This is a genomic window from Paenibacillus periandrae, assembly GCF_022458865.1.
Classification (GTDB): Bacteria; Bacillota; Bacilli; order Paenibacillales; family NBRC-103111; genus Paenibacillus_S; species Paenibacillus_S periandrae.
In genome coordinates, this window is sequence record NZ_JAJNMU010000009.1 from 298202 (window position 1) to 313233 (window position 15032).

Annotated in this window: 20 protein-coding genes; 17 read left to right on the top strand and 3 right to left on the bottom strand. The window is 42.7% G+C overall.

Features of this window, described 5'->3' with window-relative positions; translation table 11 throughout:
- Window positions 1–115: 115 nt before the first annotated feature.
- From pyrB to LRL21_RS17320, 9 genes are all read left to right on the top strand, one after another.
- Window positions 116–1111 carry an aspartate carbamoyltransferase gene (gene pyrB / locus LRL21_RS17280; RefSeq protein WP_240417037.1) on the top strand — a complete coding sequence of 332 codons (996 nt, stop codon included), beginning with the start codon at window positions 116–118 and terminating at the stop codon, window positions 1109–1111.
- 246 nt (window positions 1112–1357) lie between these two features.
- The gene (locus LRL21_RS17285; RefSeq protein WP_240417038.1) at window positions 1358–1816 is read left to right on the top strand and encodes a VOC family protein; all 459 of its coding nucleotides are present in this window, start codon (window positions 1358–1360) and stop codon (window positions 1814–1816) included.
- Window positions 1817–1834: 18 nt separating this feature from the next.
- Window positions 1835–2293 carry an NUDIX domain-containing protein gene (locus LRL21_RS17290; protein WP_240417039.1) on the top strand — a complete coding sequence of 153 codons (459 nt, stop codon included), beginning with the start codon at window positions 1835–1837 and terminating at the stop codon, window positions 2291–2293.
- Between the two features lie 102 nt (window positions 2294–2395).
- The gene (locus LRL21_RS17295; protein ID WP_240417040.1) at window positions 2396–3250 is read left to right on the top strand and encodes an aminoglycoside phosphotransferase family protein; all 855 of its coding nucleotides are present in this window, start codon (window positions 2396–2398) and stop codon (window positions 3248–3250) included.
- A 139-nt stretch (window positions 3251–3389) separates the two neighbouring features.
- Window positions 3390–4202 carry a VanW family protein gene (locus LRL21_RS17300; protein WP_240417041.1) on the top strand — a complete coding sequence of 271 codons (813 nt, stop codon included), beginning with the start codon at window positions 3390–3392 and terminating at the stop codon, window positions 4200–4202.
- Window positions 4195–4902, top strand: coding sequence for a class I SAM-dependent methyltransferase (locus LRL21_RS17305; protein ID WP_240417042.1), 708 nt, complete (start codon window positions 4195–4197; stop codon window positions 4900–4902). The genes LRL21_RS17300 and LRL21_RS17305 overlap by 8 nt, the downstream gene beginning before the upstream one ends.
- Window positions 4903–4951: 49 nt before the next feature.
- Window positions 4952–5437: an NUDIX hydrolase gene (locus LRL21_RS17310; RefSeq protein WP_240417043.1), complete on the top strand. Its 486-nt coding sequence runs from the start codon at window positions 4952–4954 to the stop codon at window positions 5435–5437.
- Between the two features lie 203 nt (window positions 5438–5640).
- Complete coding sequence (locus LRL21_RS17315) at window positions 5641–6258, top strand: nucleotidyltransferase family protein (protein WP_240417044.1); 618 nt, start codon at window positions 5641–5643, stop codon at window positions 6256–6258.
- Window positions 6259–6316: 58 nt separating this feature from the next.
- The gene (locus tag LRL21_RS17320) at window positions 6317–6679 is read left to right on the top strand and encodes a VOC family protein (protein ID WP_240417045.1); all 363 of its coding nucleotides are present in this window, start codon (window positions 6317–6319) and stop codon (window positions 6677–6679) included.
- Window positions 6680–6699: 20 nt separating this feature from the next.
- On the opposite strand, the gene LRL21_RS17325 is transcribed toward LRL21_RS17320, so the two are convergent.
- Window positions 6700–7026, bottom strand: a complete 327-nt coding sequence (locus LRL21_RS17325; protein ID WP_240417046.1) for a hypothetical protein — start codon at window positions 7024–7026, stop codon at window positions 6700–6702.
- 183 nt (window positions 7027–7209) lie between these two features.
- Between LRL21_RS17325 and LRL21_RS17330 the strand changes: the two genes are divergently transcribed.
- The gene (locus LRL21_RS17330; protein ID WP_240417047.1) at window positions 7210–8061 is read left to right on the top strand and encodes an AraC family transcriptional regulator; all 852 of its coding nucleotides are present in this window, start codon (window positions 7210–7212) and stop codon (window positions 8059–8061) included.
- 16 nt (window positions 8062–8077) lie between these two features.
- On the opposite strand, the gene msrB is transcribed toward LRL21_RS17330, so the two are convergent.
- The gene (msrB, locus tag LRL21_RS17335; RefSeq protein ID WP_240417048.1) at window positions 8078–9025 is read right to left on the bottom strand and encodes a peptide-methionine (R)-S-oxide reductase MsrB; all 948 of its coding nucleotides are present in this window, start codon (window positions 9023–9025) and stop codon (window positions 8078–8080) included.
- Between the two features lie 319 nt (window positions 9026–9344).
- Here msrB and LRL21_RS17340 point away from each other — a divergent pair, with 319 nt between their 5' ends.
- The 7 genes from LRL21_RS17340 to LRL21_RS17370 all read left to right on the top strand — a co-directional run bounded on the left by LRL21_RS17340 (window position 9345) and on the right by LRL21_RS17370 (window position 14672).
- Window positions 9345–9905, top strand: a complete 561-nt coding sequence (locus LRL21_RS17340) for a DUF1697 domain-containing protein (protein WP_240417049.1) — start codon at window positions 9345–9347, stop codon at window positions 9903–9905.
- A 76-nt stretch (window positions 9906–9981) separates the two neighbouring features.
- Window positions 9982–10380, top strand: coding sequence for a hypothetical protein (locus tag LRL21_RS17345; protein ID WP_240417050.1), 399 nt, complete (start codon window positions 9982–9984; stop codon window positions 10378–10380).
- Between the two features lie 29 nt (window positions 10381–10409).
- On the top strand, window positions 10410–11045 hold the full coding sequence (locus LRL21_RS17350) for a hypothetical protein (RefSeq protein WP_240417051.1): 636 nt from the start codon (window positions 10410–10412) through the stop codon (window positions 11043–11045).
- Window positions 11046–11185: 140 nt separating this feature from the next.
- Window positions 11186–12493: a WD40/YVTN/BNR-like repeat-containing protein gene (locus LRL21_RS17355; protein WP_240417052.1), complete on the top strand. Its 1308-nt coding sequence runs from the start codon at window positions 11186–11188 to the stop codon at window positions 12491–12493.
- 152 nt (window positions 12494–12645) lie between these two features.
- Window positions 12646–13473 (top strand): AAA family ATPase, encoded by an 828-nt coding sequence (locus LRL21_RS17360; protein WP_240417053.1) that lies wholly within the window; start codon window positions 12646–12648, stop codon window positions 13471–13473.
- Between the two features lie 147 nt (window positions 13474–13620).
- Complete coding sequence (locus LRL21_RS17365) at window positions 13621–14094, top strand: hypothetical protein (RefSeq protein ID WP_240417054.1); 474 nt, start codon at window positions 13621–13623, stop codon at window positions 14092–14094.
- A gap of 164 nt (window positions 14095–14258) precedes the next feature.
- A complete protein-coding gene (locus tag LRL21_RS17370) occupies window positions 14259–14672 on the top strand; it encodes a Fur family transcriptional regulator (RefSeq protein ID WP_144026440.1) in 414 nt (137 codons plus the stop codon).
- Between the two features lie 35 nt (window positions 14673–14707).
- Here the strand turns inward: LRL21_RS17370 and LRL21_RS17375 are convergent, their stop codons facing one another.
- Window positions 14708–14956 (bottom strand): type B 50S ribosomal protein L31, encoded by a 249-nt coding sequence (locus LRL21_RS17375; protein ID WP_240417055.1) that lies wholly within the window; start codon window positions 14954–14956, stop codon window positions 14708–14710.
- Between the last annotated feature and the right edge of the window lie 76 nt (window positions 14957–15032).

Genomic DNA, 15032 nt, shown 5'->3' on the forward strand with positions numbered 1-15032 from the left:
CTGTTGTTCTCACTATAGTAGTGTAACGCTTGGAGCCTGTTTGATCTGTGATTAAACTCACAGCAGGCAAGTGAGCACGCCATTTCACCTTGTCGCAAATTGCGCTATAATTCTAATGTTGGTACGTGGTGATCCTATCTACATTCGCAGCAGCATTCATTCTTCGGGAAAGGGATTGATTCCAATTTTAAACGTAGCTCATATCATCGGGTCCAAGCAATTCGATCAAGCGGCTTTAGGAGAGCTCTTCGCTTCAGCCAAGGAGATGGAGAATATAACCTTACAGGGGGGGGCCAAGCTTCTTACCGGTAAAATTATGTGTTCGCTCTTCTTTGAAGCGAGTACGCGTACCCGGTTTTCCTTTGAATCCGCGATGCACCGTCTAGGCGGGAGCGTGATTGGCACGGAAAATGCGGCCCAGTTTTCTTCAGCTATCAAAGGCGAAACGCTGGAAGATACGATTCGTGTTGTAAGCGGATATTGTGACTTAATAGTGATGAGACATACAGAGGTGGGTGCCGCACAACGAGCTGCAGCGGTATCGACTGTGCCGATTGTTAATGCAGGGGACGGTTCAGGGGAGCACCCGACACAGGCGCTATTGGATTTGTTCACGATTCAGAAGGAGCTTGGACGGATTGATGGTATACATATTGCTATGATTGGCGATTTGACCTATGGACGGACGGTTCACTCGCTAAGTTACTTGTTATCCAATTATAAAGATGTGAAGATTACTTTTATTGCTCCAGATAACGCGGTTATCCCTCAAGGCGTGAAACAATTTCTTGATGAAAAAGGAATTAACTACGAGGAAACCTCCGACCTCACGAAAGCAGCCGAGACGGTTGATGTCTTTTACCAAACACGCATCCAGAAGGAGCGTTTCCCTTCTCTGGAAGAATATAATAAAGCGGCAGGCCAATATATTATTGATCGGCAGCTGCTTGATCATATGAAGGAGGATGCACTGATTCTTCATCCACTGCCCAGGGCAGGTGAGATTCATGCTGATGTCGACACGGATCCGCGTGCTGCCTACTTCCGACAAGCACAAAATGGATTGTATATGCGGATGGCTATTATTGAGCAATGTTTAAGAGCTAAGTGAACCATATGAGAGGCGATCATCTTCCTGCAATGAGGATAGCCATAACACAAAACCCCAGCAGCATCGGGCAGTTACTCCATCGGAGTGCTGTCCTTTTTGGTATCCATCGAACAAAAAGAATCCGATTGAAATGGAATATGTGTGGATAAATGGTAGTATCATGCAGGAAAGTCATTCGTTTTATTGAATTCTAAAGTGTGGAGCTTTCTGTCAGTGTCAAATCTCAATTACAAAGGAGTGATCTGGATGATTCGAGGAATCTATGAAACTCATTTACAAGTAAGTCAATTGGAACGATCTATACAATTTTATGAAAGTTTAGGATTAGTGATCGATTCTATCAGTCATAGGCGAAAAATCGCTTTCTTCGTATTCAATAAACATACAGAACATGAAACCATGCTTGGCTTGTGGCAAGTGAGCGTTGGAGAAACAGTGAATAAACGTCATATCGCTTTTAATGTAAGCCTTGATCATATAAGGGCGGCAAAAGAATGGCTTGCTGCAAGGGGAATCGAGACCAAGTCTGTTTTTGGCAAAGATGGATCTAAACCGATTGTTCATGCGAATGATCCCGCTGCAGCCATTTATTTTGATGACCCTGATGGGAATGAACTGGAGTTTTACGCCAGAATACCTGGCGAGCCCAAAGTGGTAGACTCAACAAAGTTTTTAAGCGAATGGAATGGAGACCAATCTAGTTAAAACAAGAAGGAGAAAAAGATGAAACCGATTCGTAATTCAGCCAAGGCTGTCATAATCCAAGAAGGCAAACTACTACTTACCAAGAATCAAGATGAACAAGGCTTCTTTTATTTATTTCCTGGTGGCGGTCAAGAGTTTGGCGAGGAATTAATACATGCAGTAATTCGTGAGTGTATGGAAGAAATAGGAACAGAAATCATAGTTCATGATTTGATACATGTAAGAGAATACATAGGCAAGAATCATCAATTTGCAGACTGGGATTCAAATGTTCATCAGGTGGAGTTTTATTTTACGTGTCAGCTAAAGGATACTCGTGCGAGTATATCCAATGGGATTAATCCGGATTCTTATCAGGTAGGCGTAGAGTGGGTAGATCTTGGAACATTAGAAGAAATAAGACTGTATCCAAAGACGTTAGGAACTATCATAAAGAACAAAATGGAATCGAGAATATATATCGGAGATGTGAATTAACGGAAACTGTGAGTGAAGACATAGCGGCCAGGCACAAGAAGGATGAAAAGGAGATGGTCCTAGCCATCTTGTAAAAGTACACCGTGAAAGGCAGAGAGTATAATGAATGAGCTTGTCCGCAATATCAACTGGATGGAAAAGAATAAGGATTTGAATGCATGGTTAGAACAAGACATCAACATAACTCCATTAGATTCTGGACTTGAAGCTGATGTGTTCATGATTCGTACACCGGAATCTCAGTTTGTATTAAAATTATGGAATCGAGATTCTAAGCCAGATATTTCGATTCAATATAAGCTGTTAGAAGGCATGTATAATCGGCAAATTGCAGTTTCTAAACCGTTTGGTTGGGGATTCGATGAGAAACATAATCAAGTGTTATTGACCAGTTTTGATGGTACACCTATCCGTAAACTGAATACAATAAAACTTACAAAAATTGCAAATATACTAACCGAAATACATGATGTGCCTTTACAAGTTTTAGAGAATGCGACAGTGCCCAAATATGATTTTATAAGCTATTTCTTTCCTAAAGTAGACGCGCATGTAGATATAAAACAACTGCTCATACAGCTTGCTTCAAGCTCGAATATGGAACAGAACCGTCTTATTCATGGCGATTATAATTTAGGAAATATTCTTGAATCAGATGGAAAGTATACAATTATCGATTGGACCAACGTTCAATTGGGTGATCCCAGATACGATATTGCATGGTCAATTATCATAATTTGGATATATGCAAGTGAAAGGCATAGTTCAACTTACCGTTCTGTATTTGTAACGAACAACAATTACTCTGAGGATGAGCTAGAAATCTTTGAGGCGATCGCTTGCCTTCGATGGATTCTACTAAACCGAACTGCAAAGCTCCCCAAACGGCATAACACACTGTCTACGATTAGGACGATTTTAATAAAAAATAAGTATTTGAATGAAAAATTGCTTTAAATTAATCTGTTGGACAGCTATCACTTTGGTCAAAAGAGTTGGGCATACAAGCAGTTTCTTCAAATTTGATTGGAAGGGATCTTGGGGAATCATTTTTATGAAGAAAATTATTTTGAGGTATTTACCGTTTTTATACAGGTTGAGAGTTCAACAGCTGATTATGAAGAGGCATATGATTAATTTGAATCCTTCAATACATTACGCCCGTGCTATGAGCACCGAGAAGTTAAGCTTTGTATGTATGAAACATAAGTCTGTTTTAAGAAGAGTCTTGGGAAACTCTGATCCTATGTTACAAGAAAATAAGATAAACAACCTCCGAATAGCTCTTCTGAGTGTAAATGGGGTTACTATTCAATCCGGAGAGACGTTTTCTTTTTGGAAATTGATTGGCAAGACGACAAAGGATAAAGGATACATTGAAGGATTAATGCTATCGAATGGGGAAGTGCGCACTGGTATTGGAGGCGGGCTTTGTCAATTGGCTAATATGTTATTTTGGCTGGCACTTCATACACCACTCAGGATCAAAGAAAGGCATCATCATAGTTTTGATATATTTCCTGATGATCGAAGAATGATACCATTTGGAGTCGGTACGAGCGTCTTTTATAACTATGTGGATTTACAATTTTACAATCCTACGAATTACACTTTTCAATTCAATCTATCTTTAACTGATGATTTTTTGGAGGGATCGATCAGCAGCGATCAGGAATTAAATTATCTGTACAAGGTGGATGAAAGGAAGCATACGTTTTACCAGAAGGAGAACAAATGGTATAGGGGAAATGAAATATGGCGATTAGTATTAAGTAAAGAGGATCGAGCACCAGTCAATGAAGAACTGATCATTATAAATAATGCAGAAGTTAAATATGCGAAATCAAATCAGGTAACTCAGGAAACGAGCTTATCAACTAACAATAATGAGGGAAGTCACTATGAATAAAAGGATTGAAAGGATTCGAAACGAAGAAAGAAAATACCATGAAGCTTGTTACGATAATTATCAATTATTTGAAGAGGGATCTTGGCTGCACAAGCCCGTAAAAACAGTAATGGATACTTTGTCTAACTTCGATTACATGAATAAGCTGATTGTTTTAGATCTTGGTTGTGGTGTCGGTAGAAACAGCATTCCGATAGCCGAAACTTTGAAAACACGAAGTGGAAAGGTTGTATGTATTGATTTAATGCAAGCAGCTCTCAATAAATTATTAAGGTACAGTCACAAATATGGTGTAAGCGACTATATGGAAACGTATCTATCAGACATTGGAGAATATAACATTTCAGATAAGGAATTTGACTACATCATTGCCGTATCAGCATTAGAGCATGTGGAATCAGAACTTAAATTTACACAAGTGTTAGAAAAGATGGTGCGAGGAACGAAAGATCGAGGGATCAACTGTATCATTATGAATACTAACATTCAGGAAATAGATATTTCAACAAGCACGGAGTTAGAGCCTTTAATAGAACTGAATATGACAACAGATCGATCCAAGGAATTGCTTTCGAGAGCCTACGAAGGATGGGAAGTTAACTACACTACTGTAAAGTCGTTGGCGTTCAACATTGAGAGGAATGAACGTGAAATACTACTTAAAAGTGATTGTATTACATATGTAGTTCAAAGGAGATAGTGTAATTCTTCAAAGCATTTTAATTTACTTAACGGATAGGACTGATCCCATGTTTTATGTTAATTCAAGAGCGATAATTGAAAGAGACTATAATAATGAAAGACAAATTGTCATTCAAATAAGAAGTAAGCCAAATGAACCATTCAAGCTTGAACTACCTGGCGGAAGAGTCGAGCCTTATGAGTCCTTGATCCAGGCTCTGAGAAGAGAGGTAAGGGAGGAGACCGGCTTAGAGCTAACTGAAATCGAAGGAGAAGACACAAGAATAGATACAGTTGGGTTGAATCCGGAATTTGAAGTTGAATGTATGCAACCCTTCGCAGCCTACCAAACCATAAAGGGACCGATCGATTCAGTGGGGTATTATTTTAGATGTAAAGCTGAAGGAGAGTTATTAAATAGCGGTGATGAAACGACAGATATAAGATGGATCGATATTCAAGAGTTGTCCGATCTAATTCATAACGATCCGTTACAGTTTTCCAATGTGGATCGGGCAGGGATCATGTACTATTTAAAGCAGGTGGAGGGGTAGTATTTTTTAAAAATCCAATAAATAGAAGAGCTACGGAGAGACTACATGGAACAGGGTGGCTAAATCACTCGCAGATTATGGTGGTTTGTCATGGCATGGTGATCGCCACTTTATTGGAATTAATATCAGAGGATGTCCAGCTATGTGGAGTATATGAATATACTTTAAATCCATAGCATTGTATGTAGGAAAGGAGTAATGGAATGAAGGACTGGGAGGAAGCCCTCACAACATTTTGCAAGCTTTACTTTAATTCTGGAATGCAAATAGATTGGATACTGGTTGGTTCGGTTGGTTCTGTGATACAAGGAGCTGATATGAATCCTAACGATATTGATATATACACTAAGGATTGGGTGGGAGTCGAGCAGTTAGCAGGGTTACTAGAACCATTTCAGTTAGATGAAAAGAGCGATCTCCCTTATCATGATGCAAACTGGCTTTCGTCGAAGGAAGAACCGTATCATACACAGACTTTTTCAACTGGTTTTACTTGGACTAAAGGGAGATGGAGAGTGAACTCGTTTCTTTTGGAAGTCGTACATATTTCCGAATCGGCGGGAATTCCAGATTCAGAGGATGGAGAAGGAATTTGGGAAGGAGGGAAGTATATTTGGAATAAAGCTCGTTATGTTGATTTTGATCATATCCGCATACCACTAATCCCTCTTGAAATACAGCTTGAATCCAATCTCAGACGAAAACGACAAGACCGTATTGACGCCATCATGCATGCACTTAAAGCAGGAGGATTGGACGAGGAGTTACTGAACAAGGCACTCTCTACAAGTCATTATCATTTGGTTAAACAATTGCTCTAGAAGTGTTCAAGCAAGAAATTGCAAAGCAGTATAGTCATGCTTAGGGAGGAGATCATAGATGATTATTGGGTTCCATCACGCTCAAATTACAATTCCGAGAGGGCAAGAGGACGAGGCAAAAGATTTTTATTGCCAGGTCCTTGGATTTAAAGAGATTCAAAAACCGCAATCGTTAATAGGAAGAGGGGGATTCTGGGTTCAAGTTGGCAATCAAGAGCTGCATATTGGCACCGAGGATGGTGTGGATAGATCCAAAACCAAAGCGCATTTGGCCTATAGAGTCGAGGATATTAAGAAAATGGAAGAAGTACTCACACAGCATGGAATTAGTCTATTAGAATCAGTGCCTATTCCAGGCTATGAAAGATTCGAATTTAGGGATCCATTTGGCAACAGAGTTGAATGTATTCAACCGTTATAAGTGCAAGATCGGACCTCGAATCAAAGGGTTAACAAGGATTTTTTGCAAAAGCGTCTAATACATTCGAAAGTAAGCCATACGGCGGCATCGTTTTTCATTCTGGCTTGGAGCTCTTTTTCCTGATCGACTTGTTGAAAATGGGCTTCAAGCGTTGCTTCCAAACAGCTTCGAAGATCATTAATGTAATTCACATAAGGGGAATAATCGTCTAAAAAACCGTCGGCTGTATCGCGGCTCTTCATAATGATAGAAGCAGCTTCGTGATCTGTTATTTTGTAAGTCTCCTTCAACAAATCCTTAACCCCGTTCAGAACCTCGTCATCCTCAAAAAAGTCAGATAAGACCATAACATTCCCTCCCCGGTTAGATATTAAAAGCATGCTGAACAACAACATTGTGCATACCATCCAGTTATGAGAGTATCATAACAAACTTTTGTCGTAAAAAGTTATAGTCGGTTGTTGAAAAATAGCACTCGGTTGTTATGTTATAATGACATCAGCTTAATTTATCCCAGGGGGGAATTATGGATGTTATCGGACGATATTTTAAAAAATAGTGAGATTCAGTTTAAATACCGAGATATCTCTGTGGCAAATTATCCGGGTTTTTACCACTATCATCGAGGCATCGAGATTCTATTCGTTCATCAAGGTCAAGGACATATCATTATGAACCGCAAGATGTATGATTTGAATTCGGGCTGCATCGTATTGATTCAACCGTTCCAGCTTCACCGCCTGAATTTTGAAGTAAGCGATCAAAATCCTTATGAGCGTACGGTTGTGACATTCGAACCTTCGACCTTCGCTCCTTATTTCAAGAGCTTTCCTACTGTTCTGCGATTTTTTGAACATATTTGGAAGGAAGAGCTGTCGAATCAAGTATTCCCAATGGATAGCGGAGCCGCTTATATGTCGGATATATTTGAACGTTACAACACGAAGATGTCAGACCGGCACGGGAATGAGCAGCTCGAAGCGGCTTCCATTTTGCTTATCCACATTTTGGATTACCTGAAATCGTTACTTGAGGATAGTCAGCTTCAAGGGGTTCCACGTACCGAACGTAGTGTGGAAAAAATTATGCAGTGGGTGGAAGAGCACTACACGGAACCCTTTGAGCTTAGTGAACTGGCAGAGGAGCTTCATCTTTCCAGATATCATGTCTCACATCTTTTTCGTAACGAAACGGGAAGCAGCATTACTGACTATGTCATTGCCAGAAGGATCAGGCAGGCCTGCTGGCTGTTAAAAACCGAATCGTTCACCATCGAGCAGATTGGGTCCATGGTGGGAATCCCTAATTTCTCATACTTCTGCCGTATCTTTAAGAAAAATATCGGGGTTACTCCCAAGCAGTACCGTGACAGCTTTATTTAACACAAATCTAGAACGGTTAGTGGAACAGCTTGGCATATTTGCCATAACCGCGTTTCTCAAGCTGTGCTGCTGGGATAAATTCCATTGATGCTGAATTCATGCAGTAGCGTAAACCCGTAGGCTTCGGTCCGTCTTCAAACAGATGACCCAGATGAGAATCAGCATATTTGCTGCGAACCTCTACACGAACATCTCCAAGACTGCGATCCTCCTTAGTCACAATATTGCCTGGTTCCAGCGGCTGCGTAAAGCTCGGCCAACCGGTGCCTGAATCATATTTATCCTTGGAGCTGAACAGCGGTTCACCAGAGACGATATCGACATAGATGCCGTCTTGTTTGTTATCCCAATATTCGTTGTGGAACGGACTTTCGGTTCCTTCATGCTGTGTCACATCAATTTGAAGTGCGGTCAATGTTTTTAATTTTTCGTTCTTGTTAACATTTTTGTAGGGTTCTTCCTTTGGTGTCAGCTTCACTTCGAGATCGGCTCCCCATATTTTGCTGAAATACGCGTCACGCCCTGAGGCTTGGCGATAGCTGTTGTAATGGTCGGGATTTTTGAGATAGTAGTCTTGATGATATTCCTCGGCTTTATAAAAGGTAGACGCGTTCCGAATCTGCGTCACAATCGGCTTGTTAAATCGGCCTGATACGGAGAGTGCTTTCATGGAAGCCTCGGCCAGCTGCCGCTGCTCCTCATTGCGGGCAAAGATGGCTGTTGTATAGGACTCGCCGCGATCGAAGAATTGTCCTCCTGAGTCTGTGGGATCAATCTGCCGCCAATACACCTGCAGCATTTCTTCATAGCTGATTATGCTCGGATCATAACGAATTTCTACTGATTCCAGATGGCCTGTCGTTTCGGTGATAACATCATTATACGTAGGATTATTGAGGTGTCCGCCTGTGTACCCGGATACAACGCTCAGAACTCCGGGAATTTTCTCGAAGGAGGATTCCATACTCCAAAAGCAGCCTCCGGCAAAAAGTGCAATGTCTCCGAGCACGTTCGAATAACGAGAGGCTGGCGTATATGGTGACGATCAAGAGCACAAGCGGAGTTGCCAAAAGCATCCATTTTTTCATATTCATCGTATCGATCACCTCCGGACTATCTACCACTATTATAAAGCCAAATCCTTACAATAGTCTTACGTATTGTCTACGATGAAGGATAACTTTTGAGATTTTTTTCAAATACTCGGTCCAGAAGTGGGCTAGGAGAGGCAGACTTATGGTTTGTGATATAATGGAAATAAAAAAGAAACGAAGGTGTATCGTATGCCTGCATATATTGCGCTGCTCCGCGGGATTAACGTGAGCGGACAAAAGCTGATCAAAATGGTTGAGTTGAAGCAGATGTTTGAGCAAATGGGCTTTGAACGGGTTCAGACCTATATCCAAAGCGGAAATGTTCTCTTTATAACAGAAGACGCCGAGACGGCATTGAGATCAAATATTGAGCAGCGGATTCAGGAGGTGTTTGGTTTTGACGTCACGGTTGTGATCAGGACAGTTGAACAAATGGAGTACATAACTAACCATTGTCCATTCGAGGCAGACCCAACGTCTGCAGTAGAGAAGGTCTATATCGCACTACTCGCGGAGAAGCCGTCTGCGGATAACATAGCGAAGCTGCTGCTCTGTACAAGTGAGATCGATGAGTTCCAGCTCTCCAGCTCTAAGCTTGAGGTCTACATACTATGTCGGCAAAGCATTCGTAAATCGGTATTTACGAACAATTTTTTGGAAAAAAAGCTGGGGGCAGCCGCTACCACTCGTAATTGGCAAACGATGAGCAAGCTTACTGCTTTGGGAAAAGCTCTGACCACAGAAAGCTGATCAGCTGTTTAAAAATCAGGTGGAAGAGGTAATAAATTAAGCGGACTGCGAACCACAATACATAGAAAGAGGCGAAATGATGGGATTTAAACCGTATTCGTATTTGATTTTTTTATTATCCGACTCTAGCTGGGATATGATCAACTTCGCGGAGCGTCTGAAATTGAAATTCAGCGCCCCTAACACACAGATTGAAGCGTCCGATCAAGTGACGGTTATGACAATTGACAGCTGGAGCTTCCGCATTGATTACAACCAGGATCCGTCCGTCGTGGAAGAGTCAGCCGAGATCGCTCAAGCGTATGCAGTCGATCACGTAGATCAGGAACGTATTGCCGCATGCAGCAGAAGACTTGAAACGAGTGGGGATGCCGATCCTGATATGGATTATTTTAACGATGTGATGATTTTTCTGGAATGGATCGAGAAGGAATACCCGGTGGCTGTGTTTGATAGTCAGGAAGGCTTTTTATAGACAGTGGTTGGGTCAGGGGGATAGCTTGGATGACAGAGCAACGAGAAGGCTTGGGAGAACCGTCTATTTTGAAAAAAAGACTGCTCGCTTTGGCTGCACTGGATATTATTGTATGTGATGAGGAATGGCTGCGGTATCACTGCTTTGATACGAATTGGACTGAAGAGCTATCGTTGGCCAAAGTAGATAATGGCTCGGGTGACCATCTGTATATTGTGTTCGGGTCGCAGGGGGTTATTTTGAAAGGCTTCGATCATGAATCGGCACTCAGCCCCCACGCTGGTGACGTCTATGAGGTTTGGCCGGGCATATATGATCAAGTACCGAATGCGCTGATGGCTTATCTGCAAGACCCCGCCTTGGAGCATGATGTGGTTTCCTTTTGTATATGGCGAGCAAGCAATGAGGGCCAGTGGCAGCAGGGAGAGGTCCAAATTCCGCAAGGAGCCGATGATGGCTCATGCTGGTTGTTGGGGACGATTAGTAAATCACATGAGGAATATGTTGAATGGGCGGAAGGGTATTATGACCTTTCATTGGATAAGGAGACGGTCAAACAGATTTTTGCAGGAGCCCCAGTTACAGCAGACATGATTCACTTACTTGATCCAGGCAGGGATGCTGAACAAGCACTCTTGGAGCTGCATGCATTAGGATATTCATAAGAAATAAAGAATCAAATTCCTTAAAAAAGGGTAATGATAGGAGAAGAAGCCGTACATATTGCTTCTGAGCCTATCTTTTTTATGTGAAAGGACTGACAAGCATGAAACGAAAAGGAACCTGCAAATATACAATACCTCTTATGCTATTAACCCTGGCGATGGCCACGGGCTGTGGCTCCAATACCAATTCAAGCAGCAGTGCTTCGATGACCGTTCCGTCCGTAGCGAGCGGAGGGCAGACAAGCGGTACAGGCTCTGCTAATAATTCGGGGTCCTCTGGGGCATCCAATCCGTCTCAAGATAGCACAAGCACGGGAGCTGCTTCTCCATCAACAGATGCAGCGAAGCCAGCCGAGCAGCAAATTCAAACGATGCTGACAGATATGCATCTGCTCGGGGATAAGCTTGGGTATGCTTGGGGAGTGACGTCTAAGGAATTCAGGCTGTACCGTACAGAAGATGGGGGAGTGAAATGGACGGCTGCTTCCCCAACCCCGAACGGACATTCCTTCCAAGCGTCACCACAAGACAATGCAGGTGTTTTTGTACTGGATCGCGATCATATCTGGGTGTTTCAGCCTGGACAAAATGAATCCAAGTCCCAGCTGCTCCGCACGAAGGATGCGGGTAAGACTTGGGAAACGGCAGAGCTGCCCAGTATGGTAAGAGCGATAGGATTATATTTTATCGATCAAAGTCATGGATGGCTGCTAAGCTCGTCAGATGCGGCCATGGGCAAGTCCGAGAAATCTTTATATGTGACCGAAGATGGAGGTGCGAGTTGGAAGCAGATTATGGAGAACACCGGCTACCTGCCTACAGATAATCCGACTCCTCAGGCGATTCCACAAAGTGGACATTCACGCGGGATGAGCTTCAGGGACGCCATGACTGGATTTGTTCCGTTAGAAACGATAGATGGTAAGCCGGAATTGTATGGAACGCGTGACGGCGGTCATACATGGAGTGCAATCCCCTTACAGATACCTGCAGCAACGAATGAAATCTATTATTCGATTGCCGCGGCGCCACAATTTTGGGGATCAGATCGGATGAAGGGATGGTTTCCGGTCATTGTAAGAGGGAAGGATACCCAATATTTTGACGGCTTTTTTACTACGGACGGCGGACAAAACTGGACGTACACAGCGTTAAATACAGTGCCTGCTGATCAGGCGAGCACGAGCTACGACATTACTTTTGTCAACGATAAAGAAGGCTGGTACTTAAAGGACGGAAGCTTCAGCCATACCGAGGACGGAGGCACTACCTGGAAAAAGCTTGCTGCTGATCCTGTACTGTCAGAAGCGTCCCAAGCATTCCCTTATACACTTAGAATGGAATTTACCGAGGGCGGGACCGGTTGGCTGCTGCTGAGGAATGAAGCCTCGACTGGCTCGAGATTACTGCAAACGAAAGACGGCGGCGCCACATGGCAGATGCTGTGATATATGGATTGAGGTTGGCCAGCGATGGTCAGCCTCTTTGCAAAATCCAATCCTTCTGCTATAATTAATTAGTAAATATTACGATTAAATCCGTTGATGATCAACAACGTAGTCGGAATAATGATTTTAATATGAAGGAGAATTGTTGCATAATGAGTAAAAGCAGTACTAATAACCGTCTTCCCCGTGCGAAGGGAATCGATATGGCCTCTATATATACCCCCAAAGAGTGTGCTCGTAAGGTCAGACATATTGTTCTCCATCCCAGCAATAAACAAATTGTTGAGGAGTTCATCAAGATTATTCATATGAAAGAAAAGTTTGAAGAGCACGACGTTCCTATTCCGAATAAGGTTGTCATGTTCGGCCCCCCGGGAACCGGAAAAACGCTAACGGCCTTTTATATCGCTCAGCAGTTGGACATTCCTTTAATTGTGGTTCGATTGGACGCGATTATTCACAGCCATCTTGGGGAAACTGCGAGCAATATGCGTAAAATATTTGATTATGCCAAGTCATCGCCTTGCGTTCTGTTTCTCGATGAATTCGATGCCATTGCCCGTACCCGTGATAATAGTGATGAGATTAAAGAAATGGCCCGCGTCGTCAATACGTTATTGCAATGTCTGGATGAATTTCAGGGGGACAGTATTTTTGCAGCGGCAACGAATTTGGAGGATGAGCTGGATCAGGCGGTATGGCGTAGATTTGATACCAAAATGGTCTATCACATGCCTGATGTGGCGAGCAGGAGGGCGTACATTCGCTTGCTGATTGCTGACTTTGAGCAGGAAGATTTATTGTACGAACCCATCACAGACTTACTGAGTGGCTGCAGCTTTGCAGATATTGAACAGATTGTACTGAAGGCGAAGCGAAAAGCCATTATTGAGAGTAGTCCTTTGACCTTTGATCATATGCGCGGCTCCTATATGGAATACAAACCTAAGGTGATGGCAGAACCTGTGCCGATCAATTAAAATACAATGTGTTACATATGTTAGCGGAAACGTCGAACGGCTGCATCTGCTGCGCACTTCGAGATGATTTGCTGCTGGAAAATGTGATATGGGATGTTGGGTTAATTATGATCAGTCCCGGGAACCAGCTGTAGAGGGGAGAATAAGATGACAACCGTGAATACGGACAATCAGGAAGAGCTGGTATGCTCCCAGCAAACACGCGAGCAATGGAAACGCAGAGAACGGGAGTTGAGCGCGTGGGTGGATCGTGATAAGCAGATTCGGATACCTAAGCAAACCGTGCCTCTTGGTCATATGGATATCATCGTAGATGCCGAGCTGCATGGCGCATTAACCCTGCTCAAGCAGCTGCAGATTCCGACAGAATTTTCTTGTGCAGGTGTCAGCATACTGGATGATCCGGAAAATCATTCCTTATATGCTTACATAACCTTGCTGGCTTCTGAACAGACGGACCGGTTTATTCAGCTGGCTTTACAGCAAATGAAGCATCGCTTGCTGGTCACGTATGAGCCTGCCCGCTGCCGCTATGATCTATCTTCGTTTTATATCGGTCATAATCGTTCCTTTTGCATGCTGATGGAGTATTGCGCACGAAAGCTCTTATTCAATCCTTAACCTGCCAATTTGTGATCTTGCACTGAAAAACTTGGCGATTCGGTCATTTTTTGATAAAGTGATAATATATACATGTGATCATGTGTCATCAATGACTTCGCAAAGCTTGCAGAGATCAGAAAGGATTGTGAAGAGCAGTGTCAGAAAGCCATAATGTGCAGGATATGCTGGCGGTCATGTCGAGAAATGGCTGGAGAATTACAGATCAGCGTAGAACGATGGCACAAATTTTTGCCAATCAGGATGGATATTTATCTCCCAAAGATGTTTATGATCAAATGACTGTTAAATACCCAAGCGTAAGCTTTGATACCGTTTACCGAAATCTTCGTATGTTAAGTGAAATGGGTGTTTTGGAGCAATTTTATTTTATGGACGGGGGTCTGAAATTCAAGGGCAGCTGTCTTTCCCATCATCATCACCATTTAATCTGTGTGAACTGTGAGAAAACCTTGACCTTCGATTATTGTCCTATGGAACAGCAGATGGTGCTTCCCGGAAAGTATAAAATATTAAACCATCGGTTTGAGGTTTATGGAATATGCGAGGAATGCCAAAATAATCCACCTACAACATAAAAGCCGAGCATTAGGCTCGGCTTTTTTTGCTGTATTTATTTCTTGCTACCGTATCTTTGGTTGAAACGATCCACACGGCCGCCAATTTCGGCATTACGCTGCTTGCCTGTGTAGAAAGGGTGAGAAGCGGAGCTTGTTTCAACACGGATTACCGGGTAACTGCTGCCATCCTCCCATTCCATGGTTTCATTAGAGCTTTTCGTCGAGCCTGTCAAAAACTTGTAGCCGCTGCTCACATCAAGAATAATAACCTCTTGATATTTGGGGTGTATGCCTTCTCTCATTTCTCAACATCCTGCCTCTCGTTTAATTGTAATAATTACACTATGATAAATATTATATCTGATAGCTGCTTCCAAA

Excerpts from the sequence above, each read along its gene's own strand:
- pyrB (WP_240417037.1), top strand. The coding sequence starts at position 116 with ATGTTGGTACGTGGTGATCCTATCTACATTCGCAGCAGCATTCATTCT.
- LRL21_RS17285 (WP_240417038.1), top strand. The coding sequence starts at position 1,358 with ATGATTCGAGGAATCTATGAAACTCATTTACAAGTAAGTCAATTGGAA.
- LRL21_RS17290 (WP_240417039.1), top strand. The coding sequence starts at position 1,835 with ATGAAACCGATTCGTAATTCAGCCAAGGCTGTCATAATCCAAGAAGGC.
- LRL21_RS17295 (WP_240417040.1), top strand. The coding sequence starts at position 2,396 with ATGAATGAGCTTGTCCGCAATATCAACTGGATGGAAAAGAATAAGGAT.
- LRL21_RS17305 (WP_240417042.1), top strand. The coding sequence starts at position 4,195 with ATGAATAAAAGGATTGAAAGGATTCGAAACGAAGAAAGAAAATACCAT.
- LRL21_RS17310 (WP_240417043.1), top strand. The coding sequence starts at position 4,952 with ATGTTTTATGTTAATTCAAGAGCGATAATTGAAAGAGACTATAATAAT.
- LRL21_RS17315 (WP_240417044.1), top strand. The coding sequence starts at position 5,641 with ATGAAGGACTGGGAGGAAGCCCTCACAACATTTTGCAAGCTTTACTTT.
- LRL21_RS17320 (WP_240417045.1), top strand. The coding sequence starts at position 6,317 with ATGATTATTGGGTTCCATCACGCTCAAATTACAATTCCGAGAGGGCAA.
- LRL21_RS17325 (WP_240417046.1), bottom strand. The coding sequence starts at position 7,026 with ATGGTCTTATCTGACTTTTTTGAGGATGACGAGGTTCTGAACGGGGTT.
- LRL21_RS17330 (WP_240417047.1), top strand. The coding sequence starts at position 7,210 with ATGTTATCGGACGATATTTTAAAAAATAGTGAGATTCAGTTTAAATAC.
- msrB (WP_240417048.1), bottom strand. The coding sequence starts at position 9,025 with ATGGAATCCTCCTTCGAGAAAATTCCCGGAGTTCTGAGCGTTGTATCC.
- LRL21_RS17340 (WP_240417049.1), top strand. The coding sequence starts at position 9,345 with ATGCCTGCATATATTGCGCTGCTCCGCGGGATTAACGTGAGCGGACAA.
- LRL21_RS17345 (WP_240417050.1), top strand. The coding sequence starts at position 9,982 with ATGATGGGATTTAAACCGTATTCGTATTTGATTTTTTTATTATCCGAC.
- LRL21_RS17350 (WP_240417051.1), top strand. The coding sequence starts at position 10,410 with ATGACAGAGCAACGAGAAGGCTTGGGAGAACCGTCTATTTTGAAAAAA.
- LRL21_RS17355 (WP_240417052.1), top strand. The coding sequence starts at position 11,186 with ATGCTATTAACCCTGGCGATGGCCACGGGCTGTGGCTCCAATACCAAT.
- LRL21_RS17360 (WP_240417053.1), top strand. The coding sequence starts at position 12,646 with ATGAGTAAAAGCAGTACTAATAACCGTCTTCCCCGTGCGAAGGGAATC.
- LRL21_RS17365 (WP_240417054.1), top strand. The coding sequence starts at position 13,621 with ATGACAACCGTGAATACGGACAATCAGGAAGAGCTGGTATGCTCCCAG.
- LRL21_RS17370 (WP_144026440.1), top strand. The coding sequence starts at position 14,259 with ATGCTGGCGGTCATGTCGAGAAATGGCTGGAGAATTACAGATCAGCGT.
- LRL21_RS17375 (WP_240417055.1), bottom strand. The coding sequence starts at position 14,956 with ATGAGAGAAGGCATACACCCCAAATATCAAGAGGTTATTATTCTTGAT.